Origin of the sequence: Rhizobium sp. BK602 (assembly GCF_014195095.1) — a bacterium.
GTDB lineage: Bacteria > Pseudomonadota > Alphaproteobacteria > Rhizobiales > Rhizobiaceae > Rhizobium.
Genome location: NZ_JACIBC010000006.1, coordinates 186,421 through 204,955 on the forward strand (window position 1 = coordinate 186,421; position 18,535 = coordinate 204,955).

Consider the following 18,535-nt stretch of genomic DNA (forward strand, 5'->3'; position numbering starts at 1 on the left):
AAGCAAAAGCGGCGGACTTGCGCCCGCCGCCTGGAAATGATTGCCAAAGAAGAGGTTAGCTGCGGCCGAATTCATCGACGAGACGAATGATGTCGTCTTCGCCGAGATAGGAGCCCGTCTGCACCTCGATCAGCTCCAGCAGGATCTTGCCGGGGTTCGAAAGACGGTGCACCTCGCCGAGCGGGATATAGACCGATTCGTTTTCGCGCAGCATCTGCACGTTCTCGCCGACCGTCACTTCCGCCGTGCCCTTGACGACGATCCAGTGCTCGGAGCGATGATGATGCTTCTGCAGCGACAGCTTCTTGCCGGGCAGCACGAAGATGCGCTTCACCTGGAAGCGTTCGCCGTTCAGCACCGAGGTATAGCCGCCCCACGGACGGTAGGAGGTCGGGTGCGTTTCGGTGAGCTTGGCCGTGGTCTTCTGGCCGGCGAGCAGCTTGACCAGCTTGCCGACTTCCTGGCTGTCCTTGAGGTGGCCGACATAGACGGCATCCTCGCTGGCGATGACCGCGACGTCCTCGAGCCCCTGCACGGCGAGATGGATGCCATGCGTCATGACAAGCGAGTTCTTCGTGTTGACCAGGGTCGTGTCGCCGGCGGCGACATTGCCGTTCTCGTCGCGCTTGCCGACCTTCCAGACCGAATCCCAGCTTCCGAGATCGGACCAGGTGAAGGGCGAGGGGACGACGGCGGCGTTGGCGGTCTTTTCCATCAGGGCGTAGTCGATGGAGATATCCGGGCTCTTCGAGAAGGTGTCGGCGTCGAGACGGGTGAAGTCCAGGTCGCGCGCCGACTTGGAAACGGCCTTGCTGGCGGCCTTCTCGACTTCCGGAGCATATTCCTTCATCTCCGCCAGAAGCTGCGCGGCGGAGAACATGAACATGCCGGAGTTCCAGTAGAAGCCGCCGCTGGCCAGCATCTGCTCGGCCTTTTCCAGGGCCGGCTTCTCGACGAAGCGCTTGACCACATGCGCGCCGGTCGGCAGCGCCTTGCCGCTTTCGATGTAGCCATAACCGGTGGCGGGCTCGGTCGGCGCGATGCCGAAGGTCACCAGCTTGCCTTCCAGCGCGGTGTCGCGGGCGATGCGCACGCAGTCGTAATAGGTCTTGTTGGCGTCGATTTCGTAATCCGAGCCAAGCACATGCATGGTCGCGTCCTTGCCGAACAGCTCGGTGACGAGCGCGGCGGCGGCGGCAACGGCGGCGGCGGTGTTGCGGGCGACCGGCTCCAGCAGGACCGCGGCCAGTTTCAGCCCGAGTTCACGCGCCTGTTCGGCAACGAGGAAACGGAACTCCTCGTTGGTCAGCACGATCGGGGCTTCGTAGAGCTCGGCATCGGAAACGCGCTCCAGCGTGTTCTGGAAGAGCGTCCTGTCGCCGATGAACTGAATGAATTGCTTCGGCGCGGAGGCCCGCGAGAGCGGCCACAACCGTGTTCCCTTGCCCCCGGCCATGATCACCGGAACGATTTTGGCTGCCATGCTTCCCTTCTCCTAGATACCGCGTACAAGTGCATTGCGCGAAGATATGCAACGTATGCGATTGTGGCTATCGTTTCTTGGACAACTTCTATCGCCGTTGCGATATTTCTCAAGAGAACTCCAGCGCAAATCTGCCATCGGCTGCGAACATAATCGATCTTAGTATGAAAATTCCAATGGACTCTGATCGAAGAGGCTCTGTCTCGGCGGAAAAGGTGGCATCCGTGCGGCGAAACCCTTGCCAAGACACATGATCGTTGCCGCGATCGGCCGCGGCAACGATCAAAGGCCGTAGCCCTAGGCTTTGACCCTGTCGCCGGGCTCTTCGTGAGCAGGCTCATGCGTATCGGCATTGCGCCTATTGTAGCGGATCGACGACCACAAGGATACGCCGATCAGGGCCGCGCCACCCAGGCCGGTGATGACCTCGGGAATATGCATGAGCGTCTGGACGTACATGATCACCGAGAGGATCAGGATGGCGTAGAAGGCGCCATGCTCCAGGTAGCGGTAATGGGCGAGGGTGCCCTTTTCCACCAGCATGATCGTCATGGAGCGCACATACATGGCGCCGATGCCGAGACCGATGGCGATGACGAAGAGGTTCTGGGTCAGCGCGAAGGCGCCGATGACGCCATCGAAGGAGAAGCTGGCGTCGAGAACCTCGAGATAGAGGAAGGCGCCGAAGCCACCCTGGGCGGCCGCGTTCATGGTCTGCTGCGAGGCATCCAGCATTCCGGCCAGGACCTCCACCAGCAGGAAGGTCAGAAGACCGTAGACTGCGGCGTGAAGGAAGGTCGAGGCATCCGCTCCGTCGAGCAGGGTGTGGAAGATCAGGATGAGGATGAGCACGAAGGCGATCTCGACGCCCTTGATGGTGGCGAAATTCGCCATCCGCTTTTCCAGGAAGCCGATCCAGTGCACGTCCTTCTCGTGATTGAAGAAGTAGGTGAGGCCGACCATCATCAGGAAGGTGCCGCCGAAGGCGGCGATGGGCAGATGCGCGTCCTGCATGATGCGCGCATATTGCTCCGGCTCGGCGGCCGCGAGCTTTAGCGCTTCCCAGGGATTGATCCAGGCCGCGATGGCGACGATCGCCAGCGGGAAGACGATGCGCATGCCGAAGACGGCGATGACAATGCCCCAGGTCAGGAAGCGATGCTGCCAGAGCGGCGTCATCTCCTTCAGCTTGTTGGCATTGACGATGGCATTGTCGAAGGAGAGCGAGATCTCCAGCACGGCCAGCACCGCGCAGATGAAGAAGATCGTCGCCATGCCGCCGAGCGTGCCGGTCATGTTCCAGCCGAGGACGCCGCCAAGCAGGAGACCGATGGCGGTGACGATGAAGGCCCAGGTGAAGTAGCTGAGCGTGGATTTGGAGGAAGCGGGCTGCATCACGGACGCACCTCGCGGGACAAGAGGCATTCGCGTGCGATTCGAGCGCGCAGCCGCATGCCGAAGACGGCATGCGGGCGAGGCATGGTCAAACTGTTCATGGAAAGAAATCCGCCGGCTCATCTGCAGGCGGTACCGACATCGCGAGAGCGCCGTAAAAACTCTCGCCAGAGGGGCCCGGCACCAAAGTTCACTCCGCAGCCGATGTCAGGAGGCGTGGAGATACCACCATTAGTTAGTGAAGTTGCGATCTACGTCAAGAGCCCAAATCGACCTCGGCAGCTGTGCCGGCGCTGTTTCGAGATTTTTCCGGAACCATAGGGAGAGGGCAGCGTTTGCCCAAAGCGGGCATGGACGATGTCCGTCGTGAGAATGTCCGTTGCGGGGCAGGCCCCCAAGCGGATTCCCCCTCAAACGGATTCCATTGTCGGATAGAGACCGGCGGACAAGGAGACCTTCCCATGAGCCATCCCATCCATCCAAAGCCACAGGAACAGAGGCCAGAGCTGACGGCGCGGCAGAAGCGTGCGAGGCCGAATGCCCTGCGCCAGGCACAGGTGCTGCCGCCGCACAATGTCGATCTGACGCTGCAGCCGGCAACGCACGAGCAGGTTCATGTTCCTGCCCATGTCAGCGGTGCGGACCTGTCGCGGGAAGCGCCGGGCGACGCCAATCATGGCCAGACGAAAAAAGACCGGGCGCACTGACTGCTCTCAAACGGCACGATCGCGGGGCTATCCGGTGATCCGCGGACGGCGGCTGGTGTTCGGAGCCGCCGTTATTTGGCGCGCGGCGGCTTGCCGTTCGACAGGAAGCTGCCGGTGAAGCTCAGTTCGGTCGATTTGGCCGAGCATTCGATGGCGACCGGCTTGCCGGCATAGGGATCGGCGAAGGTGCATGTTCCCTTGGCATCGACCTGGCCGGTGATCTTGTTGCCGGCGCCGGTGGAGATGGCCTCGATCGGCAATTGCGCCGTCCCCTTCTTCTCTCCCGCCTTGATGCCGCGTCCGTCGCCGCGGAAGCCGAGCATCTTGCCGCCGGCCGAAAAAATGAACGTCACGGAGCCGTCCGGACCGGTCACGCTGGCGATCTCCGCCTTGCAGCCTTTCGATGCATCGAGCTTGCCGACCACCAGTTTCGAGCATTTGCCCGCGACGACGGCAACGCCGGGTCCGGGGAAATTCTGCGCGGCTGCGCCCGTCGCGACGGTGAGGGCTGTCAGTCCAATGGCAAGGCCTGCGAATCGCATGTCATGAGCTCCTTCAAAGCCCATACAGGTTTGCCGATCGAAATGTGGCAGTCAACCCGGGCCGCCGGTTCGGTGGCCCGGAGTACCGATTGCACGGCCCTGGAGCAGGGCGCCGGTCAGCTCTGGACGAGCGTGCCGATCAGTCCCAGAAGGGCATTCTGCCGGTTGCCGCCACCGGCCAGGAATTCATAGAGCGTCATCTTCTTTTCGGTGCCGCCGTCGACGAGATAATCGGACTGGCGGATGACGAAAACCTCGCCGCTCTCGGTGTCGCGGGCAAGATGGAACAGGTATTCGTCGCCATTGGGCTTGTGGTTCTTGTAGAATTGACGCTTCACGATTGCCATCTCGTCCTCCCGTACGATCAATGCCTTAACATGACAGTAGTGTGACTGGCGGGGCGGAAGTCAAGCGGCTTGGAGAACCGGGCCGCCGGAAAACATATCGATCGGGGTCCCGGCGGCGGCTTACATCAGCATGTGATTGGATATCGGCGGGAAGACGATTATTCTCGGGACGTGCACCACGCTTGTTGGGGCGCATAGCCAAGAGGTCGAACGAGAGGTCGAATCAGATGAGAATGATGTTAGCGTTGGGAGTGGTCCTGAGTTTCGCTTGCGTCTCCGCAGGCGAGGCGCCCTCCAATTATCAGTCCTATCACGGCGTCCGCGTCGATAGCGATCCGGTGCTTCTGGCAAAATATGACCGGGCGCTGAACCGCTGCGAGCCGGAGGCCTTTTCCTGGAATCGGGGCTCTCCCGATCCCAACAGCACCGCCTACATACTGGCCTTGCGGAATTGCCTGTACCGGCACAGTTTCGTCGACCGCGGTTCTTACGCCTATCCGGCGACGGCGCTGTTCGAGCATTTCCTCGACCGCTGACGGTCCGTCGGATATCTGCGATGCGGCAGCATCTTTTCCACAGGCGGGAAAGGGTGCTCCTTGCGCAGGGCGTGGGGTATCCGTGTGAAATGAAAAAGGCCTTTCGATTTCTCGAAAGGCCTTGCTTTTCAGCGAATTAGGATGGTGGGCGTGACAGGGATTGAACCTGTGACCCCTACGATGTCAACGTAGTGCTCTCCCGCTGAGCTACACGCCCATCCGATGGCGGCGCATAGATCATAAAACCTTGGGAGCCGTCAATAGGCTTTTTTCAGTTTTATGACGCGCCGCGCCAGAAGCCCTATGCCGCAAGGAGTTTGTTGACTTCGTCGACCAGCTCGCGGAGGTGGAAAGGCTTGGAAAGGACCTTCGCATCCTTCGGCGCCTTCGAATCGGGGTTCAATGCCACGGCGGCGAATCCGGTGATGAACATCACCTTGAGGTCCGGATCGAGTTCGGTGGCGCGGCGCGCCAGCTCGATGCCGTCCATCTCCGGCATGACGATATCGGTGAGGAGCAGCGAAAAGGGCTCTTCGCGCAGCCGGTCGTAGGCGCTTGCTCCATTGTCAAAGGACAAGACCTTGTAGCCGGCCTTTTCCAGTGCCTTCACAAGGAAGCGACGCATGTCGTTGTCATCTTCGGCAAGAAGTATCTTCTGGGTCATCATCTGTTCGCTAATCAACTTTTGTCTTGTTGGACGTGTCCAACCTCTAGGGTAGCCCTTGGCCGTAAACAAGCCGTGAATGGGTCCTTGTGGCCAGGCGCCTGGTTTTGTGGTTTCCGGATGGTTCTTCTCTCCCGGGCGGCGGGCTTGGAAAAATACCTGTCACGCCGCTTTGGATTAAGACCGTTTTCATTAAGTTAGTATGGACTTGCGGGCGTGCAACTGGCAACATGGATACTGCGACAAGTTGTTGAAACGGTAAGACGTTAGATGTCCGCAGAAATGCGTAATTTCGAGATTTTCGAGGTATTGGAGCCCGTCTCCCAGACAATTCCCTTTGTCTACAGTTCTCCCCACAGCGGTCGCATCTATCCGCCCGATTTCATCGCACAGTCCCGCCTGCAGGGCATCGCCATCCGCCGCTCGGAAGATCATTATGTCGACGAGCTTTTTTCGGCGGCAAGTTCTCTCGGCGCTCCCCTGCTGCTCGCCAATTTCCCCCGCGCCTATATCGACGTCAACCGCGAGCCCTACGAGCTCGACCCGCGCATGTTCGACGGCGCGCTGCCGCCCTATGCCAACATCAATTCGCTGAGGGTCGCCGGCGGCCTCGGCACGATCCCGCGAATCGTCGCGGAAAACATGGAGATCTATGCGCGGCGCGTGCCGGTCGAGGATGCGCTGAAGCGCATCGATACGATCTACAAGCCCTATCACGCGACCTTGCGGCGGCTGATTGCCCGTACCCACGTCAAATTCGGTTTCGGCATCCTGGTCGATTGCCATTCCATGCCCGGCAATATCCGCATCGCCGGCAGCAATGCGCGGCCCGATTTCATCCTCGGTGACCGCTACGGCACCAGCGCTTCGGCGGAATTGTCGCGCGCCGCCATGCAGATCCTCGAGGAGCTCGGTTTCAACGCCGTGCGCAACAAGCCCTATGCGGGCGGTTTCATCACCGAGCACTACGGTCGGCCCTCGCGGGGGCTGCACGCCCTGCAGATCGAGGTCAACCGTTCGCTCTATGTCGATGAAACGACGCTGGAGAAGCGGCCGGATTTCGACCGGGTCGCCGCAGCCATCACCCTGTTCATGCGACGCATGGCCGAGCATGTGGAATCCTACGCGGGCGATCCGGCGCTGGCGGCGGAGTAGGGATATTTCGCACTCCGGGTTTGCCGGACGTGGCGGTTGGCAAAGAAAATCAATCTTGGTCTTCGTCATCCATCTTATAAGCTGCGCAAATCAGCCTATGCGCTGACGTGGGCATGGGATGTTAGGGTCGCCGCAGAAGGCTCAGCATTTGCGGCGAAGTGAAATGCAGCGAGGGTTGATGCGCAGAAGCGCCGTTGAAGTCACCTATACCGACGCAATTGTGCGTGACGCTGTCAGGACGTTTGTTTGGCGGCGGGGAGTGGCTGGGCAGAAAGGATTGTGGGCGGCGGAGGCCGTGTTGATTGCTCTCCTCATTTGGCTGCCGTTGAGGGGGGAGCAAGGTTGGCTGCTTGGGGTCGTCAGCGTTATCGCCCTTCTTCCTCCTTGCCTGATCATCGCGATGTGGGTTGCGCATCATCGCAACACAGTGGGAAAATTCCGCAGGATGCCGAGCCGTCGCGCGGACTTCACGTTTCTTGACGACGGACTTGTGGTGGCATCCGAATTGGGATCGACGAAAATCCCCTGGGCCGGCGTCACCGAGATTTGGGAGCGGCCGGCCTACTGGATGATATTCACAGCTCCAAACCAGTTCATGACGCTGCCCGTCGAAACGGTATCGGCCGATGACCGTGACTTTCTGAGATCTAAAGTGCCGGTTGTGGCGGCGCAAAAAATCTAGATCGTGCGGGAGGTGATCGGCTTTGCGCGCCGATGCCAACATCGGCTTTGTGCCCGCCGCGCCATTTCCCCGACAAAAAAAGAACCGCGCTCGTGGCGCGGCTAAGTCTAGGGAGGAAACACCCAAGGAGGGTATTTACAGTCAGAAGACTGTAGGAAGATGATGCTATTGCGTTGCACAATTGTCAAGCAGTTTATTGCGCTGCAAGATATTTAGGCAATTTCGCGGTCATTGCCTGATCGCCAGGCAATGCGCCTGCTTCGACGGCATCCGGTTTGCTTCGTCCTGTTTATGCGCTATGACTTCGCCCGCCTGTCATTCAATGGGATTGATCATGCTTCCTGACCGTGCGTTCTTCCACCGTCTGGCCGAAGCGGCCAAGGCCGAGACCCTGCCGCGTTTCCGTGCCGGCGTCGATGTCGTCAACAAGGAGGCTCAAGGGTTCGATCCGGTGACCGAAGGGGACCGGGCGGCCGAAGTGGCGATTCGTTCGCTGATCGAGGCGGAATTTCCCGATCACGGCATCCTCGGCGAGGAGCATGGCAATGTCGGGCTCGACCGCGAGCATGTCTGGGTCATCGATCCGATCGACGGCACCCGTGCCTTCATCTCCGGCGTGCCGGTCTGGGGGACGCTGATCGGCCTGCAGAAGAATGGCCGCGCCATTATGGGCATGATCGACCAGCCTTTTACCGGCGAACGCTATTTCGCCGACGGCAACGGCTCGACCTATTCCGGCCCCGATGGCGAAAGGCGGCTGCAGGTTCGCGATTGCGGCAGCCTGTCGAATGCCATTCTCTTCACCACCTCGCCGCATCTCTTCGTCGGCGAGGAACTGACGAAGTATCGCGAGATCGAGAGCCAGGTGCGGCTCTTCCGCTATGGCACGGATTGCTATGCCTATGCGCTGCTGGCCGCCGGTCACGTCGATCTCGTCATCGAGAATTCGCTGAAGCCCTATGATGTCGGCGGCATCATTCCGGTCATCGAGCAGGCGGGCGGCATCATCACCACATGGGACGGCGGCCGGCCGGAAATGGGCGGCTCGATCATCGCCGCCGGCAGCCGCGCGGTCTATGATCAGGCGCGGGCGATCCTGTCGCGTTAGAGCAATTCCAGGAAAAGTGCGTGAGCCGCTTTCCGTCCGGAATTGCGTCAAAACAATAGGCTTGGCAATTCCAGGAAAGCCGCGAAGCCTCAGCTTTCGACTTCCAGCGCCTGCGCATTTGCCTCGGCATCGCTGCCGGGAATGAAGGCGTTGATGGCGGCAAGCGCGGCGTTGCGATAGATGTCGCGCTCCTGAAGAATTTCGTGCTTGGAGCCGTGAATCGGGATGAGCTGCGCGGCGCGGAAATAGCGTGCCAGCCGCTCCTGATCGGCATAGGGCACGATGCCGTCGCGGGTCGGCGCGATCAGGATGGTCGGGATGGTGATCGAAAACAGGTGCTCGGGTGTGATGACACGACCGATGGCCCCGAAGGCTTCCCTCAGCCAGCGCGCCGTCGGCGGCCCGAGCACGAGCTGCGGATAGGCCGTCGCGAGGGCGACATTGCGGCGATAGCGCGGCTCGTCGCCGGTCAGGGGATTGTCGGCGAAGGCCCACTCCCTGTTCTTCTTGCTGAACTGCATGCCGCCGAGGCCGATGGCGCTCACCACACTCGATAGGGTGCGGACCATACTGGCGGACGCGCTCTGGCCGGTGAGGCCGACGAAGGGCGCAAGCAGCACCATGCGCTCGATGCGGCTCGCAAGCCGCGGCGCCGCCGAGAGCGCGATCAGCGCACCGGTCGAATGCGCCAGCAGGAAGAAGGGCAGGCGCGTATCCGGCAGCACGATCTTGTCGAGGAAGGCGGTGAGGTCGCGCTCGTAATCGGAAAAATGCCTGATATGCCCACGCCGCCGGTCTTTCAGCAGTCGTTCCGATTCTCCCTGGCCGCGCAGGTCGAAGGTCGCGACCCAAAGGCCCTTGGCGGTGAGATCGCGGATCGTCTCGAAATATTTCTCGATGAACTCGTTGCGGCCGTGCAGCAGCACCACGGTTCCCTTTGCCACGGTCTGTTCGCTGCGGAAGACGGCATAGCGCAGCCGGCGCCCGTCGAAGCTCTCGAAGAACCCTTCGATGCGGTTTTCCGGCACCGGATTGTCGGGCGTGGAATAGAGGATCGAATCCATGACGATGTCGCGCCTCGCGGACGGGTGGGTCTTCTGAAGGGGATAGCGCAGGCGGGGGGAATTGCAACTGGTTTGTTGGCCGCGATATCCGTCCATCGGCGTTTCCGATGACACTATCGTTTTTCTCCGTTTCCCCTCTTTGCCGCTCTCTGCGAATTCTCAGCCGACGTCACACCTGTGGGAATGAAAGACATGGCAATTGCTGAAATTACGAATTCAAGAATTCTTATTGTCGGCGGCAGCTCAGGAATGGGTCTGGCGCTGGCGAAGCGCTCGCTCGCCGTTGGCGCCGAGGTCATCATCGTCGGACGGAACGAGGACAAACTCCAGCGCATCGGTACGGAACTCCAAAGTCCGGCGCTTTCCGCGGTCGCGGTCGATATCACGCAAGAGAGCCAGGTCGCCGATCTCTTTGGGCAGGTCGGTCGGCTCGATCATATCGTGAGCACGGCCGCCGATATCGAAGGTGCCTACGAGCTGCTGCCTGCGCTGGATCTCAGGGCAGCGCAAAAGGTCGTGGAAAGCAAATTCTACGGACCGCTATTGCTCGCCAAATATGGCGCACCCGCACTCTCCCCTTCCGGTTCCATCACCTTCACGTCCGGGATCGCAGCCTATCGTCCATCGGCGCGGGGATCGGTCGTTGCCGCGGTCAATGCAGGACTGGAGGGATTGGTCCGCGCGCTCGCCGTCGAGCTGGCGCCAATCCGTGTGAATGCGGTTTCGCCAGGCTGGGTCGATACGCCCATCTGGACCTTCGTTGCCGGCGACAAGAAGGACGAGACATTGAGCGCCATGGCAAAACGACTGCCGGTCGGGCGAGTGGGGCAACCGGAAGACATCGCCGACGCTATCGGCTTTCTGATGGGCAATGGCTTCACAACGGGGACGATACTGCATGTCGAGGGTGGGCATCGGCTGATTTAGCCGGCACGAAACTGTCGCGCGCGGCCGCCAGCAACAGTTTCAGGGCTGGCGGCTGAATGCGCCTGCGCCGCCAAATCATCACAAGCGATGCTGTCTGCGTCGGGCCTGGCCAGGGCATCTCGCTGATTTCGCCATGATCGAGCGCATCGACCACGGCAAGGCGCGGAACCAGGCTCGCGCCCGCACCGACTGCCACGAGACGCGCAATCGTGCCGATGCTGCCGACTTCCGCAGCGAGCTTCGGTGCCGCTATGCCTGCGTCCTCGAATGCCTTGTCGAACAGGTGTCGATAGACGCAGCCGACTTCCGTCGTCACGAAGCTCATGGAGGCAAGGCTCGCTAAATCGCCGCTTTTCGACGTGGATTCCGTCTCGGGAGGCGTAATGACAATCAACGGCTCCGCCGATATTGTCCGCTTTGCCAGGCGCTTGTCGAGACCGTCCTTGTCGAAGCAGAAGGCGACATCGATTTCGCCGTCTTCGAGCTTCCGCAGCAGATTGCCGCTGCCGGCGACTTTAAGTCGTAGATCGATGTCGGGATGATCGCTGCGAAACGCCGACAGCCATTGCGGAAGCCTCATGGAGGCAACGGTCTCCAGCGCGCCGATCGTCACTGTCCCGGCCGTGATCCCCGAGACCGCTTCGACGGCAGCGCGCGCCTCATCCGCCATCGTCAGGATTTCTTCGGCATAGGGTCTCAATGCTTCGCCGGCCGCGGTCAGCTCCAGGCCCGATCTCGACCGGATAAAGAGCTCGGTGCCTAGCTCGGTTTCGAGCGACTGGATCTGATCGCTGACGCTCGATTGCGCGAGATGGACCGCTTCGGCTGCGCGGGTGAAATTCCGGTTCCGGGCGACCGCGAGGAATGTCTTGAGCAGTCTGGGATGCATCGAGCCGTGCCAAGCTAAGGTTAGAACAAACGCTATCAAATGATGAGACGACGCCCAATACAGGCGACGCTGCCATATCGCTTATGTCACCGTCAACACGCCATGGAAGGGTCGGAAAGGATCAATGGAGGGGCTGGGCCATCGGTCGTGGCAATTCTTCGGCCGCCAGCATCGAAGATATTCCCATTACGGCGCTGATTGGACCGTTGCCTCCGTCAGCCCTTCGGTGTCGTGCCGCGTCGTTCAAGCGCGGTTTTGCGGATGATGTCGGCGATCTCCGGGCTGCTGCTCGACAGCATCTGGAAATCCGAGGAATAGAGCGACAGTAGCGAGACCTCGGTCGCGGCGCTGACGGTTGCCGAGCGGGGTTCGCCGCTGATCAGCGCCATCTCGCCGAAGAAGCTGCCGGAGCCGAGCTCCACGGGGTTTGGCGTGGCGACGCTGACGCGGCCCTCGACGATGAAGTACATCTGGTCGCCGGTCTCGCCCTTGCGGCAGATTATGCCGCCGGCCGGTACGATGCGCGGTCGCAGCGCTCTGACGATCTCGATGAGTGCGCCCGAACCGAGTTTCTGGAACAGCGGCACCGCTGCAACCAGCTGCCAATTGCGCACGAAGTCCTGGCGGCGAACCTCTTCGTAGAAGCCGGTAGCGAGGATGCCTGCCCACAGCGCAAAAATGCCGATTCCGCTCATCATGACCAGCCCGGCAAGAATGCGGCCGGCGAAACTTTGCGGGATCTCGTCGCCATAGCCTGTCGTCGACAGCGTGACCACCGCCCACCACATTGCGAGCGGGATGCTGCCGAACTTGTCAGGCTGGACGTCGCGCTCGATGATATAGGCTGCGAGCGCTGCGCCGAAGAGAACGATGCCGAAGATCGAGGTGACGCCGATCAGGTTCCGCGCTTCCTTGGTCAGAACCCTGCCGAGCAGCCGGAAGAAGGTCGAGCCGCGCAGCGGCTTCAGCAGCCAGATGGCGCAATAGAGGCTTTGGTCGCGCCCGCGCGCGAAAAAGAATGCGGCCAGGGGGACCAAGACGGCAAGCACGTCGACTGCGATTTCCAATGTCCTGCCTTGGACGTCTCTCGTTCGCTGCATGGTCAGCGTTTCGATCAACTGCAGACTATAGGCAGTCCAGATGCCGGCAAGCAGAGCCTCCAGGACGAGCCTGGTCTGTCCGGTCATATCGGGCGTCGTCAGCGCAGCGACCGTCACGAGGCCGATTGCAGCGAGCACCGCATTCAGCGATGCGGAAATCTTCGAGAAAGAGAGCGCCGACATTCAATACCCCGGGTGGGCCGCCACTTACCTAGAATAGGATGGCCTAGAATAGGATGGTCTCGAACCAAACGTAAAGGGCTCGCCGGACAGACACCGCAGCCGGGTCTTGACCGGTGGAAGGCGTGATCGATGGCTGTCCTGCTGCACTCGGCATTCCATGTCTTCGGCTGCTATCGCTGCCCGACACCAAGCGGAAACCCCTTGAAAGGCTTGATTTCCTTCAGCACGAATGTCGTCTGCATCTCCTTGATGCGCGGCAGGCGGCGCACCACCGCCATGGCGAAATCGGCGTAGCTGTCGAGATCGGCGGCGACGACCTGCAGCAGGAAATCCGCGTCTCCCGCGATGCTGTAGCAGGCGACGACCTCGCTCAGCTTCAGGACGTCGCGGGAAAATTCCTCCGCTTCCGCCTCGCTGTGGCTGTCGATCTTGACCCGGATGAAGGCGAGGACGCCGAGGCCGATTTCCCGCCGGTCGAGGACCGCCGTATAGCTTTGGATGACGCCTGTATCCTCCAGTTGCCGCACTCGCCGCCAGCATGGCGATGTCGAAAGGCCGACCTCGGATGCGAGCGCCTGATTCGTCAGCCTGCCATCCTTCTGCAGCGCCGTCAGGATACGGATGTCGGTCGGCTCGAGCTGAAGAGGCATGATTTACCTATCTATGGATACTATTGGGTAGACTCTACCATAATTGAAAAATATCAGGCAATGAAAGGCAAGATAATCCATCCGGGTCGATATATTTTCCGGGAAAATGTCATCAACGCCGCAGGTCGTCATATGCTCCCGGATATCCGTCTCGCCATCGTCGTCAATCCCGATCTGCCGCTCGGCCTGATCGCCAACACGGCCGGCGCCATTGCGATCGGCCTCGGAGCGCGTTTTCCCGGTTTGGGTGCCCGGCAGCTTGCCGACCGCGACAGCCGCGCCATCGATATCAGCTCGAACCTTCCGGTTCCGATCCTTCAGGCCGATGCCGACACGATCCGCTCGCTCATGCTCAAGGCCCTGCCGCAGGACGGCGAGCGGGTGGTGGTGCCGTTTCCGGCCTTTGCGCGCGCGCTGCACGACTATGCCGATTACGAGGCGACCTTTCCGAGCCGGGATCTGTCGTCGGAAGCGATCGATGGGCTGGGTTTTGCCGGTCCGTCGAAATGGGTGCGGTCGCTGACCGGTTCGCTGAAGCTCCTGCGCTAAAGCACGTTGCGCAAAACTGTGCAGCGGTTTTGCGAGTGCGACGCGCTGCAGGCCAGCACGACCGCCGACGCGAAAAAAAGGCCGGCTTGCGGAGATAGAGAGATCCGCGGAGCCGGCCGAGCAGGGACTGAAGAAGAAGGGACGATATACTTCAGTCATCGGACAATGGATGCATCCGACGGTTCCATTGATAGTCCGGCCAGCCTGAACGGGTGCCGAACCGGGTGTTCATCTGGGGTTCAGCCGGTTTTTTCCGTCGGTTCCGGCAGATGCGACCGGGGTCTTGAACTCCGGAAAATCGATCCCCATCTCTTTTCCGCGGGTGCCAAACGGGCCCGTCAAACCGTCCCGAGGCCGCCCAGAGCGGGGCCGTGGGGCAAACCAAATCGCAATCGTCGCTCACAGGAGGACACCATGCGTCACGTAGACTTCTCTCCCCTTTATCGCTCCACCGTCGGTTACGACCGTCTCTTCACCATGCTCGACAGCCTTGCGCAGCCGGATCAGGGCCAGACCTATCCGCCCTACAATATCGAGCGCACCGGTGAGAACACCTATCGCATCACCATGGCCGTTGCCGGTTTCGACGAAAAGGAACTGAGCATCGAGGCTCATGCCCATGTTCTCCAGGTCAAGGGTGAAAAGAGCGAAGAGCCGGCTGAAGCCAGCGAATATCTCTATCGCGGCATCGCCAAGCGCGCTTTCGAGCGCCGCTTCCAGCTCGCCGACCATGTCGAGGTCCAGGCTGCTTCGCTGAAGAATGGTCTGCTGCACATCGACCTGCTGCGCAGCATTCCGGAAGCCATGAAGCCCCGCCGCATCTCCATCGCGGCCGAGCCGGTCGATACGCCGAAGTCCATCGAGGCTCACGTCAACTAAGAATGGCGGGCGGTCTCCGACCGCCATGCCCAGGCGGATGGACGAAAGTCCTCATGCCCAGGCTGACGGATTGAAGCCGTCATGCCCAGGCTGACGGGCTCAAGTCCGGCATGCCATGATCCTCCCAAGATCAAAAAAGAAGCGGCGTCCCATCGGGCGCCGCTTTTTTATGTCGCGATCCGGCACGCCGACGATCAGGCGGCGTTCGTCGCCTCTCTTGCCTCGGTTTCGGCCTTGGCGGCCTCGCGCTTCTTGGCAGCATCCGCATATTTCTGGGCGAGGAAGGCGCAGGTCATCAGCTGGACCTGATGGAACAGCATCAGCGGCAGGACGATGGCACCGATCCCCTGGCCGGCGAAGATGACGTTGGCCATCGGCACGCCGCTTGCCAGCGACTTCTTCGAGCCGCAGAAGGTGATGGTGATCTCGTCGGCCTTGGAGAAACCGAGCGCGCGGCTGCCGAACATGGTGATGGAGAGCACCAGCGCCAGAAGCACGATATTGGCGACGATGACGGTGGCGATGTCGGCGACCGAGAAAGTGTGCCACAGTCCCTCGACGACGGCTTCGCTGAAGGCCGAATAGACCACCATCAGGATCGAGCCGCGATCGACCGGCATGAGGATCTGCTTCTTCGAGCGTATCCAGCTGCCGATCCAGGGCTGCAGCAACTGACCGGCGATGAAGGGTGCCAGCAGCTGCAGCATGATCTGTTCCAGCACGTCCCAGGAAAAACCACCCTGGCCGCCGACCGAAAAGAGCACGCCGACGAGCAGCGGCGTCAGGAACATGCCGAAGATGTTGGAGGCCGAAGCGGCGCAGATCGCCGCCGGCACGTTGCCGCCGGCAATCGAGGTGAAGGCGATCGACGACTGCACCGTCGAGGGCAGGACGCTGAGGAAGAGAATGCCGGTATAGAGCGCCGTCGGCAGAATGCTGGTCGGCACGATCTGCCCCATGCCGAGCGCCAGCAGCGGGAAGATGCCGAAGGTTGTCAGCAGAATGACCAGATGCAGGCGCCAGTGCAGCAGGCCGGCGATGACGACATCGCGCGACAGGCGGGCGCCATGCAGGAAGAACAGCAGGCCGATGGCGAAATTGGTGGCGATACTGAAATAGTGGGCGCTCGCCCCCTGGACGGGAAAGAAGGATGCCGTCAGGACCGTGAGCACGAGCAGCATGGTGAAGGTATCGGGGAGAAAGCGGCGCATCGCGCAAATCCAATCGCAATTTCGGGCTACATCTTTTCCCTTGCACATAGACCTATCGCGATCCACGATGCAAGGAATAACAGTTATCATGATATGGGATGACCCGGATGCTCGACCTTACGCAATTGCGCAGCTTCGTCGGCGTGGCGCAGATGGGAAGTTTCACGCTGGCGGCCGAGCGCCTCGGGCTTGGTCAATCCACGGTCAGCCAGCATATCCAGCGGCTGGAGACCACACTTGGCCGCAAGCTGCTGGCGCGCGATACGCATCGGGTGGTCCTGACCGGCGATGGAGAGGCGCTGCTCGGCCATGCCCGGCAGATGCTGTCCATCGAGGGCGAGGTGCAGCAGCTTTTCGCCGGCAACAGCCTGCGCGGCAATCTGCGGCTCGGCGTCTCCGAGGATTTCGTCACCAGCCAGCTGCCGGATGTGCTGGAGGAGTTCGTCCGCTCGCATCCTTCCGTCGATCTCGAGCTGACGGTCGCCCTCAGCGGCACGCTCTACGAGATGCAGGACAATGGCGATCTCGACCTCGTGCTCGCCAAGCGTCGTCTCGGCGACATCAGGGGAAGGCTGGTCTATCGCGAACCGCTGGTCTGGCTGGCGCGCGACCCGGAGCGCATCCGGGCGATGGCCGGCCCTCTGCCGCTGATCGCCTTTCCCGCGCCGAGCGTCACGAGGGCCGTGGCGCTGGAGGCGCTTCGGAGGCAGCAGGTGCCGTGGCGCATCGTCTGCACCTGCGGCAGCCTGAGCGGCCTGACGGCGGCGGCCCGCGCCGGCATGGGCGTTCTCGTCCAGCCGCGCAGCATGGCGCCGGCGGGACTCACGGAAATCGGGCCGGGCTGGCTGCCGGCGCTGGAGGATGTGGAATTCGTGCTGGTGCCGCGCAAGGGGGCGGACCAACTTCTGGTTAGCGCCTTGTCCGAGGACATTCTTGCAAAGGTTAGGGGTCTGCGGTCGGCCTGATGAAGGCCAGCGCCAGGACCGATGCGGAAAGCCATGCTGGATCAGGAGGATAAGATTGGGAAACCGTTAGGATTTCTTCGCCGGCTTCCGTTCTTGCCTTATGCATCTCCGTGTTTGCCGAGCCGGATTCAGGTCGAAGTCAGCTTTGGCTGCTATCGTGAGTGGCATTGGACGAGCTGCACGAGGATATCAGCCCCCATGACCTATGGTGCCATCTTCATTTCCGGACTTGTAGCCTGCGTAATGGCAATGACGGTGATCGTTCATCATGCTCCGGCCTCCGATGATCGCGACCTCTCGAATTCCGCAATGTTCGCGCATCGGAATCAAGAATAGACTTTTGTCCGCCTGACTGAGCGCCGGCTGGCCGCAACCAGTCCGGCGCTTTTTTTTGTCGTCAAGCGAGGCAGGCCAGGAAGCCGGCGACATCCTCCTCGGTCGTGGCGAAACTGGTGACGAGGCGGATGAGCGCCTCGTTCTCGCCGACCAGGTCCGGCCGCGCTTCCGGGATCGGCCATTCATAGAATTTCGCGCCCTTGTCCTCGGCGCTTTTGGCCGCCGATTTGGAGATGACGGCGAAGACTTCGTTCGAGGCGGTCGGCCAAGCCAGGCGTGCGTCCGGCGTCCGTTCGATGCCGGCGCGCAGCCGGTCGGCCATGCGGTTGGAATGGCGGGCGAGATCGAGCCAGAGGCCGTCTTCGAAATAGCCGTCGAACTGGGCGGCGATGAAGCGCGACTTGGAGAAGAGCTGGGCGGCGCGCTTGCGGATGAAATGCATTTCCTTCGCCTGCTCGGGATTGAAGAAGACGATCGCCTCGGCGCACCAGCAGCCGTTCTTCGTGCCGCCGAAGGAGAGGATGTCGACGCCGCGCTTCCAGGTCATCTCCGCCGGGCTGGCGTCGAGCGCGACCAGCGCATTGGCAAAACGGGCGCCATCCATGTGCAGTGGCAGGCCGTTCGCCTTGCTGATGGCGGCGATGGCGTCGATCTCGGCCAGGGAATAGACGGTGCCGACTTCGGTCGCCTGGGTAATGGTCACGGCGGCGGCACGGCCATGATGGATGGCGTCCTGCGGGAAGCGGGCGACCTTGGTGGCAAGCGCCTTCGGATCGATCTTGCCGAGCGCGCCCTCAACGGTCGCGAGCCTTGCGCCGCCGAAGAAATCCGGTGCGCCGCATTCGTCTTCGGCGACATGCGCCTCGGCATGGCAGAAACTGATGCCGCCCGGTTTCTGGACGCTGGCGAGCGACAGCGAATTGGCGGCCGTGCCGGTCGCGACGAAGAAGACGGAGACCTCGCGCTCAAACAGCTCGGCGAATTTGGCTTCGACGCGTTTGTCGAGATCGCTGGTGCCATAGGCTGAAGCGAAACCGCCGGATTCGGCGAGGAGGCGTTCGGCGATCTTGGAATGGGCGCCGGCCCAGTTGTCGGAAGCAAAGAACATGAAAAGGCACCAATTGAAGTTGCGGGATGGGGAGGATCGGCAAAGTTCGCTGGAC

The 18,535-nt window shown here is 61.4% G+C and carries 20 protein-coding genes and 1 tRNA gene; 9 read left to right on the forward strand and 12 right to left on the reverse strand.

Annotation, left to right across the window (positions count from 1 at the left end):
- Positions 1–55 precede the first annotated feature (55 nt).
- Together FHX11_RS20005 and FHX11_RS20010 are read right to left on the reverse strand one after the other, a co-directional pair.
- A complete protein-coding gene (locus tag FHX11_RS20005; protein ID WP_184359819.1) occupies positions 56–1,483 on the reverse strand; it encodes a mannose-1-phosphate guanylyltransferase/mannose-6-phosphate isomerase in 1,428 nt (475 codons plus the stop codon).
- A gap of 297 nt (positions 1,484–1,780) precedes the next feature.
- Positions 1,781–2,881, reverse strand: a complete 1,101-nt coding sequence (locus FHX11_RS20010; protein WP_184359820.1) for a DUF475 domain-containing protein — start codon at positions 2,879–2,881, stop codon at positions 1,781–1,783.
- A 458-nt stretch (positions 2,882–3,339) separates the two neighbouring features.
- On the opposite strand from FHX11_RS20010, the gene FHX11_RS20015 reads away from it, so the two are divergent.
- A complete protein-coding gene (locus FHX11_RS20015; RefSeq protein WP_184359822.1) occupies positions 3,340–3,585 on the forward strand; it encodes a hypothetical protein in 246 nt (81 codons plus the stop codon).
- Positions 3,586–3,656: 71 nt separating this feature from the next.
- On the opposite strand, the gene FHX11_RS20020 is transcribed toward FHX11_RS20015, so the two are convergent.
- Positions 3,657–4,127, reverse strand: coding sequence for a hypothetical protein (locus FHX11_RS20020; protein ID WP_184359824.1), 471 nt, complete (start codon positions 4,125–4,127; stop codon positions 3,657–3,659).
- Positions 4,128–4,243: 116 nt separating this feature from the next.
- Positions 4,244–4,474, reverse strand: coding sequence for a hypothetical protein (locus FHX11_RS20025; protein ID WP_184359826.1), 231 nt, complete (start codon positions 4,472–4,474; stop codon positions 4,244–4,246).
- A 227-nt stretch (positions 4,475–4,701) separates the two neighbouring features.
- Here FHX11_RS20025 and FHX11_RS20030 point away from each other — a divergent pair, with 227 nt between their 5' ends.
- The gene (locus tag FHX11_RS20030; protein WP_184359828.1) at positions 4,702–5,010 is read left to right on the forward strand and encodes a hypothetical protein; all 309 of its coding nucleotides are present in this window, start codon (positions 4,702–4,704) and stop codon (positions 5,008–5,010) included.
- Positions 5,011–5,152: 142 nt separating this feature from the next.
- Here FHX11_RS20030 and FHX11_RS20035 read toward each other — a convergent pair.
- A tRNA-Val gene (locus tag FHX11_RS20035) sits at positions 5,153–5,227 on the reverse strand.
- 84 nt (positions 5,228–5,311) lie between these two features.
- Positions 5,312–5,674 carry a response regulator CpdR1 gene (gene cpdR1, locus FHX11_RS20040; RefSeq protein WP_004117561.1) on the reverse strand — a complete coding sequence of 121 codons (363 nt, stop codon included), beginning with the start codon at positions 5,672–5,674 and terminating at the stop codon, positions 5,312–5,314.
- 270 nt (positions 5,675–5,944) lie between these two features.
- On the opposite strand from cpdR1, the gene FHX11_RS20045 reads away from it, so the two are divergent.
- From FHX11_RS20045 to hisN, 3 genes are all read left to right on the forward strand, one after another.
- Positions 5,945–6,829, forward strand: a complete 885-nt coding sequence (locus FHX11_RS20045) for an N-formylglutamate amidohydrolase (protein WP_184359831.1) — start codon at positions 5,945–5,947, stop codon at positions 6,827–6,829.
- A gap of 178 nt (positions 6,830–7,007) precedes the next feature.
- A complete protein-coding gene (locus FHX11_RS20050; RefSeq protein WP_184359833.1) occupies positions 7,008–7,511 on the forward strand; it encodes a YcxB family protein in 504 nt (167 codons plus the stop codon).
- A 334-nt stretch (positions 7,512–7,845) separates the two neighbouring features.
- Positions 7,846–8,619: a histidinol-phosphatase gene (gene hisN, locus FHX11_RS20055; protein ID WP_184359835.1), complete on the forward strand. Its 774-nt coding sequence runs from the start codon at positions 7,846–7,848 to the stop codon at positions 8,617–8,619.
- A gap of 89 nt (positions 8,620–8,708) precedes the next feature.
- Here the strand turns inward: hisN and FHX11_RS20060 are convergent, their stop codons facing one another.
- Positions 8,709–9,683 (reverse strand): alpha/beta hydrolase, encoded by a 975-nt coding sequence (locus FHX11_RS20060; protein WP_184359837.1) that lies wholly within the window; start codon positions 9,681–9,683, stop codon positions 8,709–8,711.
- A gap of 192 nt (positions 9,684–9,875) precedes the next feature.
- Here FHX11_RS20060 and FHX11_RS20065 point away from each other — a divergent pair, with 192 nt between their 5' ends.
- Positions 9,876–10,610: an SDR family oxidoreductase gene (locus FHX11_RS20065; RefSeq protein ID WP_184359839.1), complete on the forward strand. Its 735-nt coding sequence runs from the start codon at positions 9,876–9,878 to the stop codon at positions 10,608–10,610.
- Here the strand turns inward: FHX11_RS20065 and FHX11_RS20070 are convergent.
- The 3 genes from FHX11_RS20070 to FHX11_RS20080 all read right to left on the reverse strand — a co-directional run bounded on the left by FHX11_RS20070 (position 10,561) and on the right by FHX11_RS20080 (position 13,432).
- Positions 10,561–11,499 carry a LysR family transcriptional regulator gene (locus tag FHX11_RS20070; protein ID WP_184359841.1) on the reverse strand — a complete coding sequence of 313 codons (939 nt, stop codon included), beginning with the start codon at positions 11,497–11,499 and terminating at the stop codon, positions 10,561–10,563. The genes FHX11_RS20065 and FHX11_RS20070 overlap by 50 nt on opposite strands.
- Positions 11,500–11,714: 215 nt before the next feature.
- The gene (locus FHX11_RS20075) at positions 11,715–12,782 is read right to left on the reverse strand and encodes a cyclic nucleotide-gated ion channel (protein WP_184359843.1); all 1,068 of its coding nucleotides are present in this window, start codon (positions 12,780–12,782) and stop codon (positions 11,715–11,717) included.
- Positions 12,783–12,952: 170 nt separating this feature from the next.
- A complete protein-coding gene (locus FHX11_RS20080) occupies positions 12,953–13,432 on the reverse strand; it encodes an Lrp/AsnC family transcriptional regulator (protein WP_184359845.1) in 480 nt (159 codons plus the stop codon).
- 132 nt (positions 13,433–13,564) lie between these two features.
- On the opposite strand from FHX11_RS20080, the gene FHX11_RS20085 reads away from it, so the two are divergent.
- Positions 13,565–13,981: a DUF2000 domain-containing protein gene (locus tag FHX11_RS20085; RefSeq protein ID WP_184359847.1), complete on the forward strand. Its 417-nt coding sequence runs from the start codon at positions 13,565–13,567 to the stop codon at positions 13,979–13,981.
- A gap of 414 nt (positions 13,982–14,395) precedes the next feature.
- Positions 14,396–14,860: an Hsp20 family protein gene (locus tag FHX11_RS20090; RefSeq protein ID WP_184359849.1), complete on the forward strand. Its 465-nt coding sequence runs from the start codon at positions 14,396–14,398 to the stop codon at positions 14,858–14,860.
- Positions 14,861–15,054: 194 nt separating this feature from the next.
- Here FHX11_RS20090 and FHX11_RS20095 read toward each other — a convergent pair whose 3' ends face one another.
- Positions 15,055–16,071 carry a bile acid:sodium symporter family protein gene (locus FHX11_RS20095; protein ID WP_184359851.1) on the reverse strand — a complete coding sequence of 339 codons (1,017 nt, stop codon included), beginning with the start codon at positions 16,069–16,071 and terminating at the stop codon, positions 15,055–15,057.
- Positions 16,072–16,178: 107 nt separating this feature from the next.
- Between FHX11_RS20095 and FHX11_RS20100 the strand changes: the two genes are divergently transcribed.
- Entirely contained in the window at positions 16,179–17,036 is an 858-nt protein-coding gene (locus FHX11_RS20100) for a LysR family transcriptional regulator (RefSeq protein ID WP_184359853.1), read from the forward strand.
- A gap of 397 nt (positions 17,037–17,433) precedes the next feature.
- Here the strand turns inward: FHX11_RS20100 and FHX11_RS20105 are convergent, their stop codons facing one another.
- A complete protein-coding gene (locus FHX11_RS20105) occupies positions 17,434–18,480 on the reverse strand; it encodes a low specificity L-threonine aldolase (RefSeq protein WP_184359855.1) in 1,047 nt (348 codons plus the stop codon).
- Between the last annotated feature and the right edge of the window lie 55 nt (positions 18,481–18,535).

Bases quoted from the DNA above. Each gene is read 5' to 3' on its own strand.
- FHX11_RS20025 (WP_184359826.1), bottom strand. From the start codon at position 4,474: ATGGCAATCGTGAAGCGTCAATTCTACAAGAACCACAAGCCCAATGGC.
- FHX11_RS20050 (WP_184359833.1), top strand. From the start codon at position 7,008: ATGCGCAGAAGCGCCGTTGAAGTCACCTATACCGACGCAATTGTGCGT.
- FHX11_RS20080 (WP_184359845.1), bottom strand. From the start codon at position 13,432: ATGCCTCTTCAGCTCGAGCCGACCGACATCCGTATCCTGACGGCGCTG.
- FHX11_RS20030 (WP_184359828.1), top strand. From the start codon at position 4,702: ATGAGAATGATGTTAGCGTTGGGAGTGGTCCTGAGTTTCGCTTGCGTC.
- FHX11_RS20005 (WP_184359819.1), bottom strand. From the start codon at position 1,483: ATGGCAGCCAAAATCGTTCCGGTGATCATGGCCGGGGGCAAGGGAACA.
- FHX11_RS20015 (WP_184359822.1), top strand. From the start codon at position 3,340: ATGAGCCATCCCATCCATCCAAAGCCACAGGAACAGAGGCCAGAGCTG.
- cpdR1 (WP_004117561.1), bottom strand. From the start codon at position 5,674: ATGACCCAGAAGATACTTCTTGCCGAAGATGACAACGACATGCGTCGC.
- FHX11_RS20095 (WP_184359851.1), bottom strand. From the start codon at position 16,071: ATGCGCCGCTTTCTCCCCGATACCTTCACCATGCTGCTCGTGCTCACG.
- FHX11_RS20070 (WP_184359841.1), bottom strand. From the start codon at position 11,499: ATGCATCCCAGACTGCTCAAGACATTCCTCGCGGTCGCCCGGAACCGG.
- FHX11_RS20020 (WP_184359824.1), bottom strand. From the start codon at position 4,127: ATGCGATTCGCAGGCCTTGCCATTGGACTGACAGCCCTCACCGTCGCG.
- FHX11_RS20075 (WP_184359843.1), bottom strand. From the start codon at position 12,782: ATGTCGGCGCTCTCTTTCTCGAAGATTTCCGCATCGCTGAATGCGGTG.
- FHX11_RS20105 (WP_184359855.1), bottom strand. From the start codon at position 18,480: ATGTTCTTTGCTTCCGACAACTGGGCCGGCGCCCATTCCAAGATCGCC.
- FHX11_RS20090 (WP_184359849.1), top strand. From the start codon at position 14,396: ATGCGTCACGTAGACTTCTCTCCCCTTTATCGCTCCACCGTCGGTTAC.
- FHX11_RS20045 (WP_184359831.1), top strand. From the start codon at position 5,945: ATGTCCGCAGAAATGCGTAATTTCGAGATTTTCGAGGTATTGGAGCCC.
- FHX11_RS20060 (WP_184359837.1), bottom strand. From the start codon at position 9,683: ATGGATTCGATCCTCTATTCCACGCCCGACAATCCGGTGCCGGAAAAC.
- FHX11_RS20085 (WP_184359847.1), top strand. From the start codon at position 13,565: ATGCTCCCGGATATCCGTCTCGCCATCGTCGTCAATCCCGATCTGCCG.
- FHX11_RS20065 (WP_184359839.1), top strand. From the start codon at position 9,876: ATGGCAATTGCTGAAATTACGAATTCAAGAATTCTTATTGTCGGCGGC.
- FHX11_RS20100 (WP_184359853.1), top strand. From the start codon at position 16,179: ATGCTCGACCTTACGCAATTGCGCAGCTTCGTCGGCGTGGCGCAGATG.
- hisN (WP_184359835.1), top strand. From the start codon at position 7,846: ATGCTTCCTGACCGTGCGTTCTTCCACCGTCTGGCCGAAGCGGCCAAG.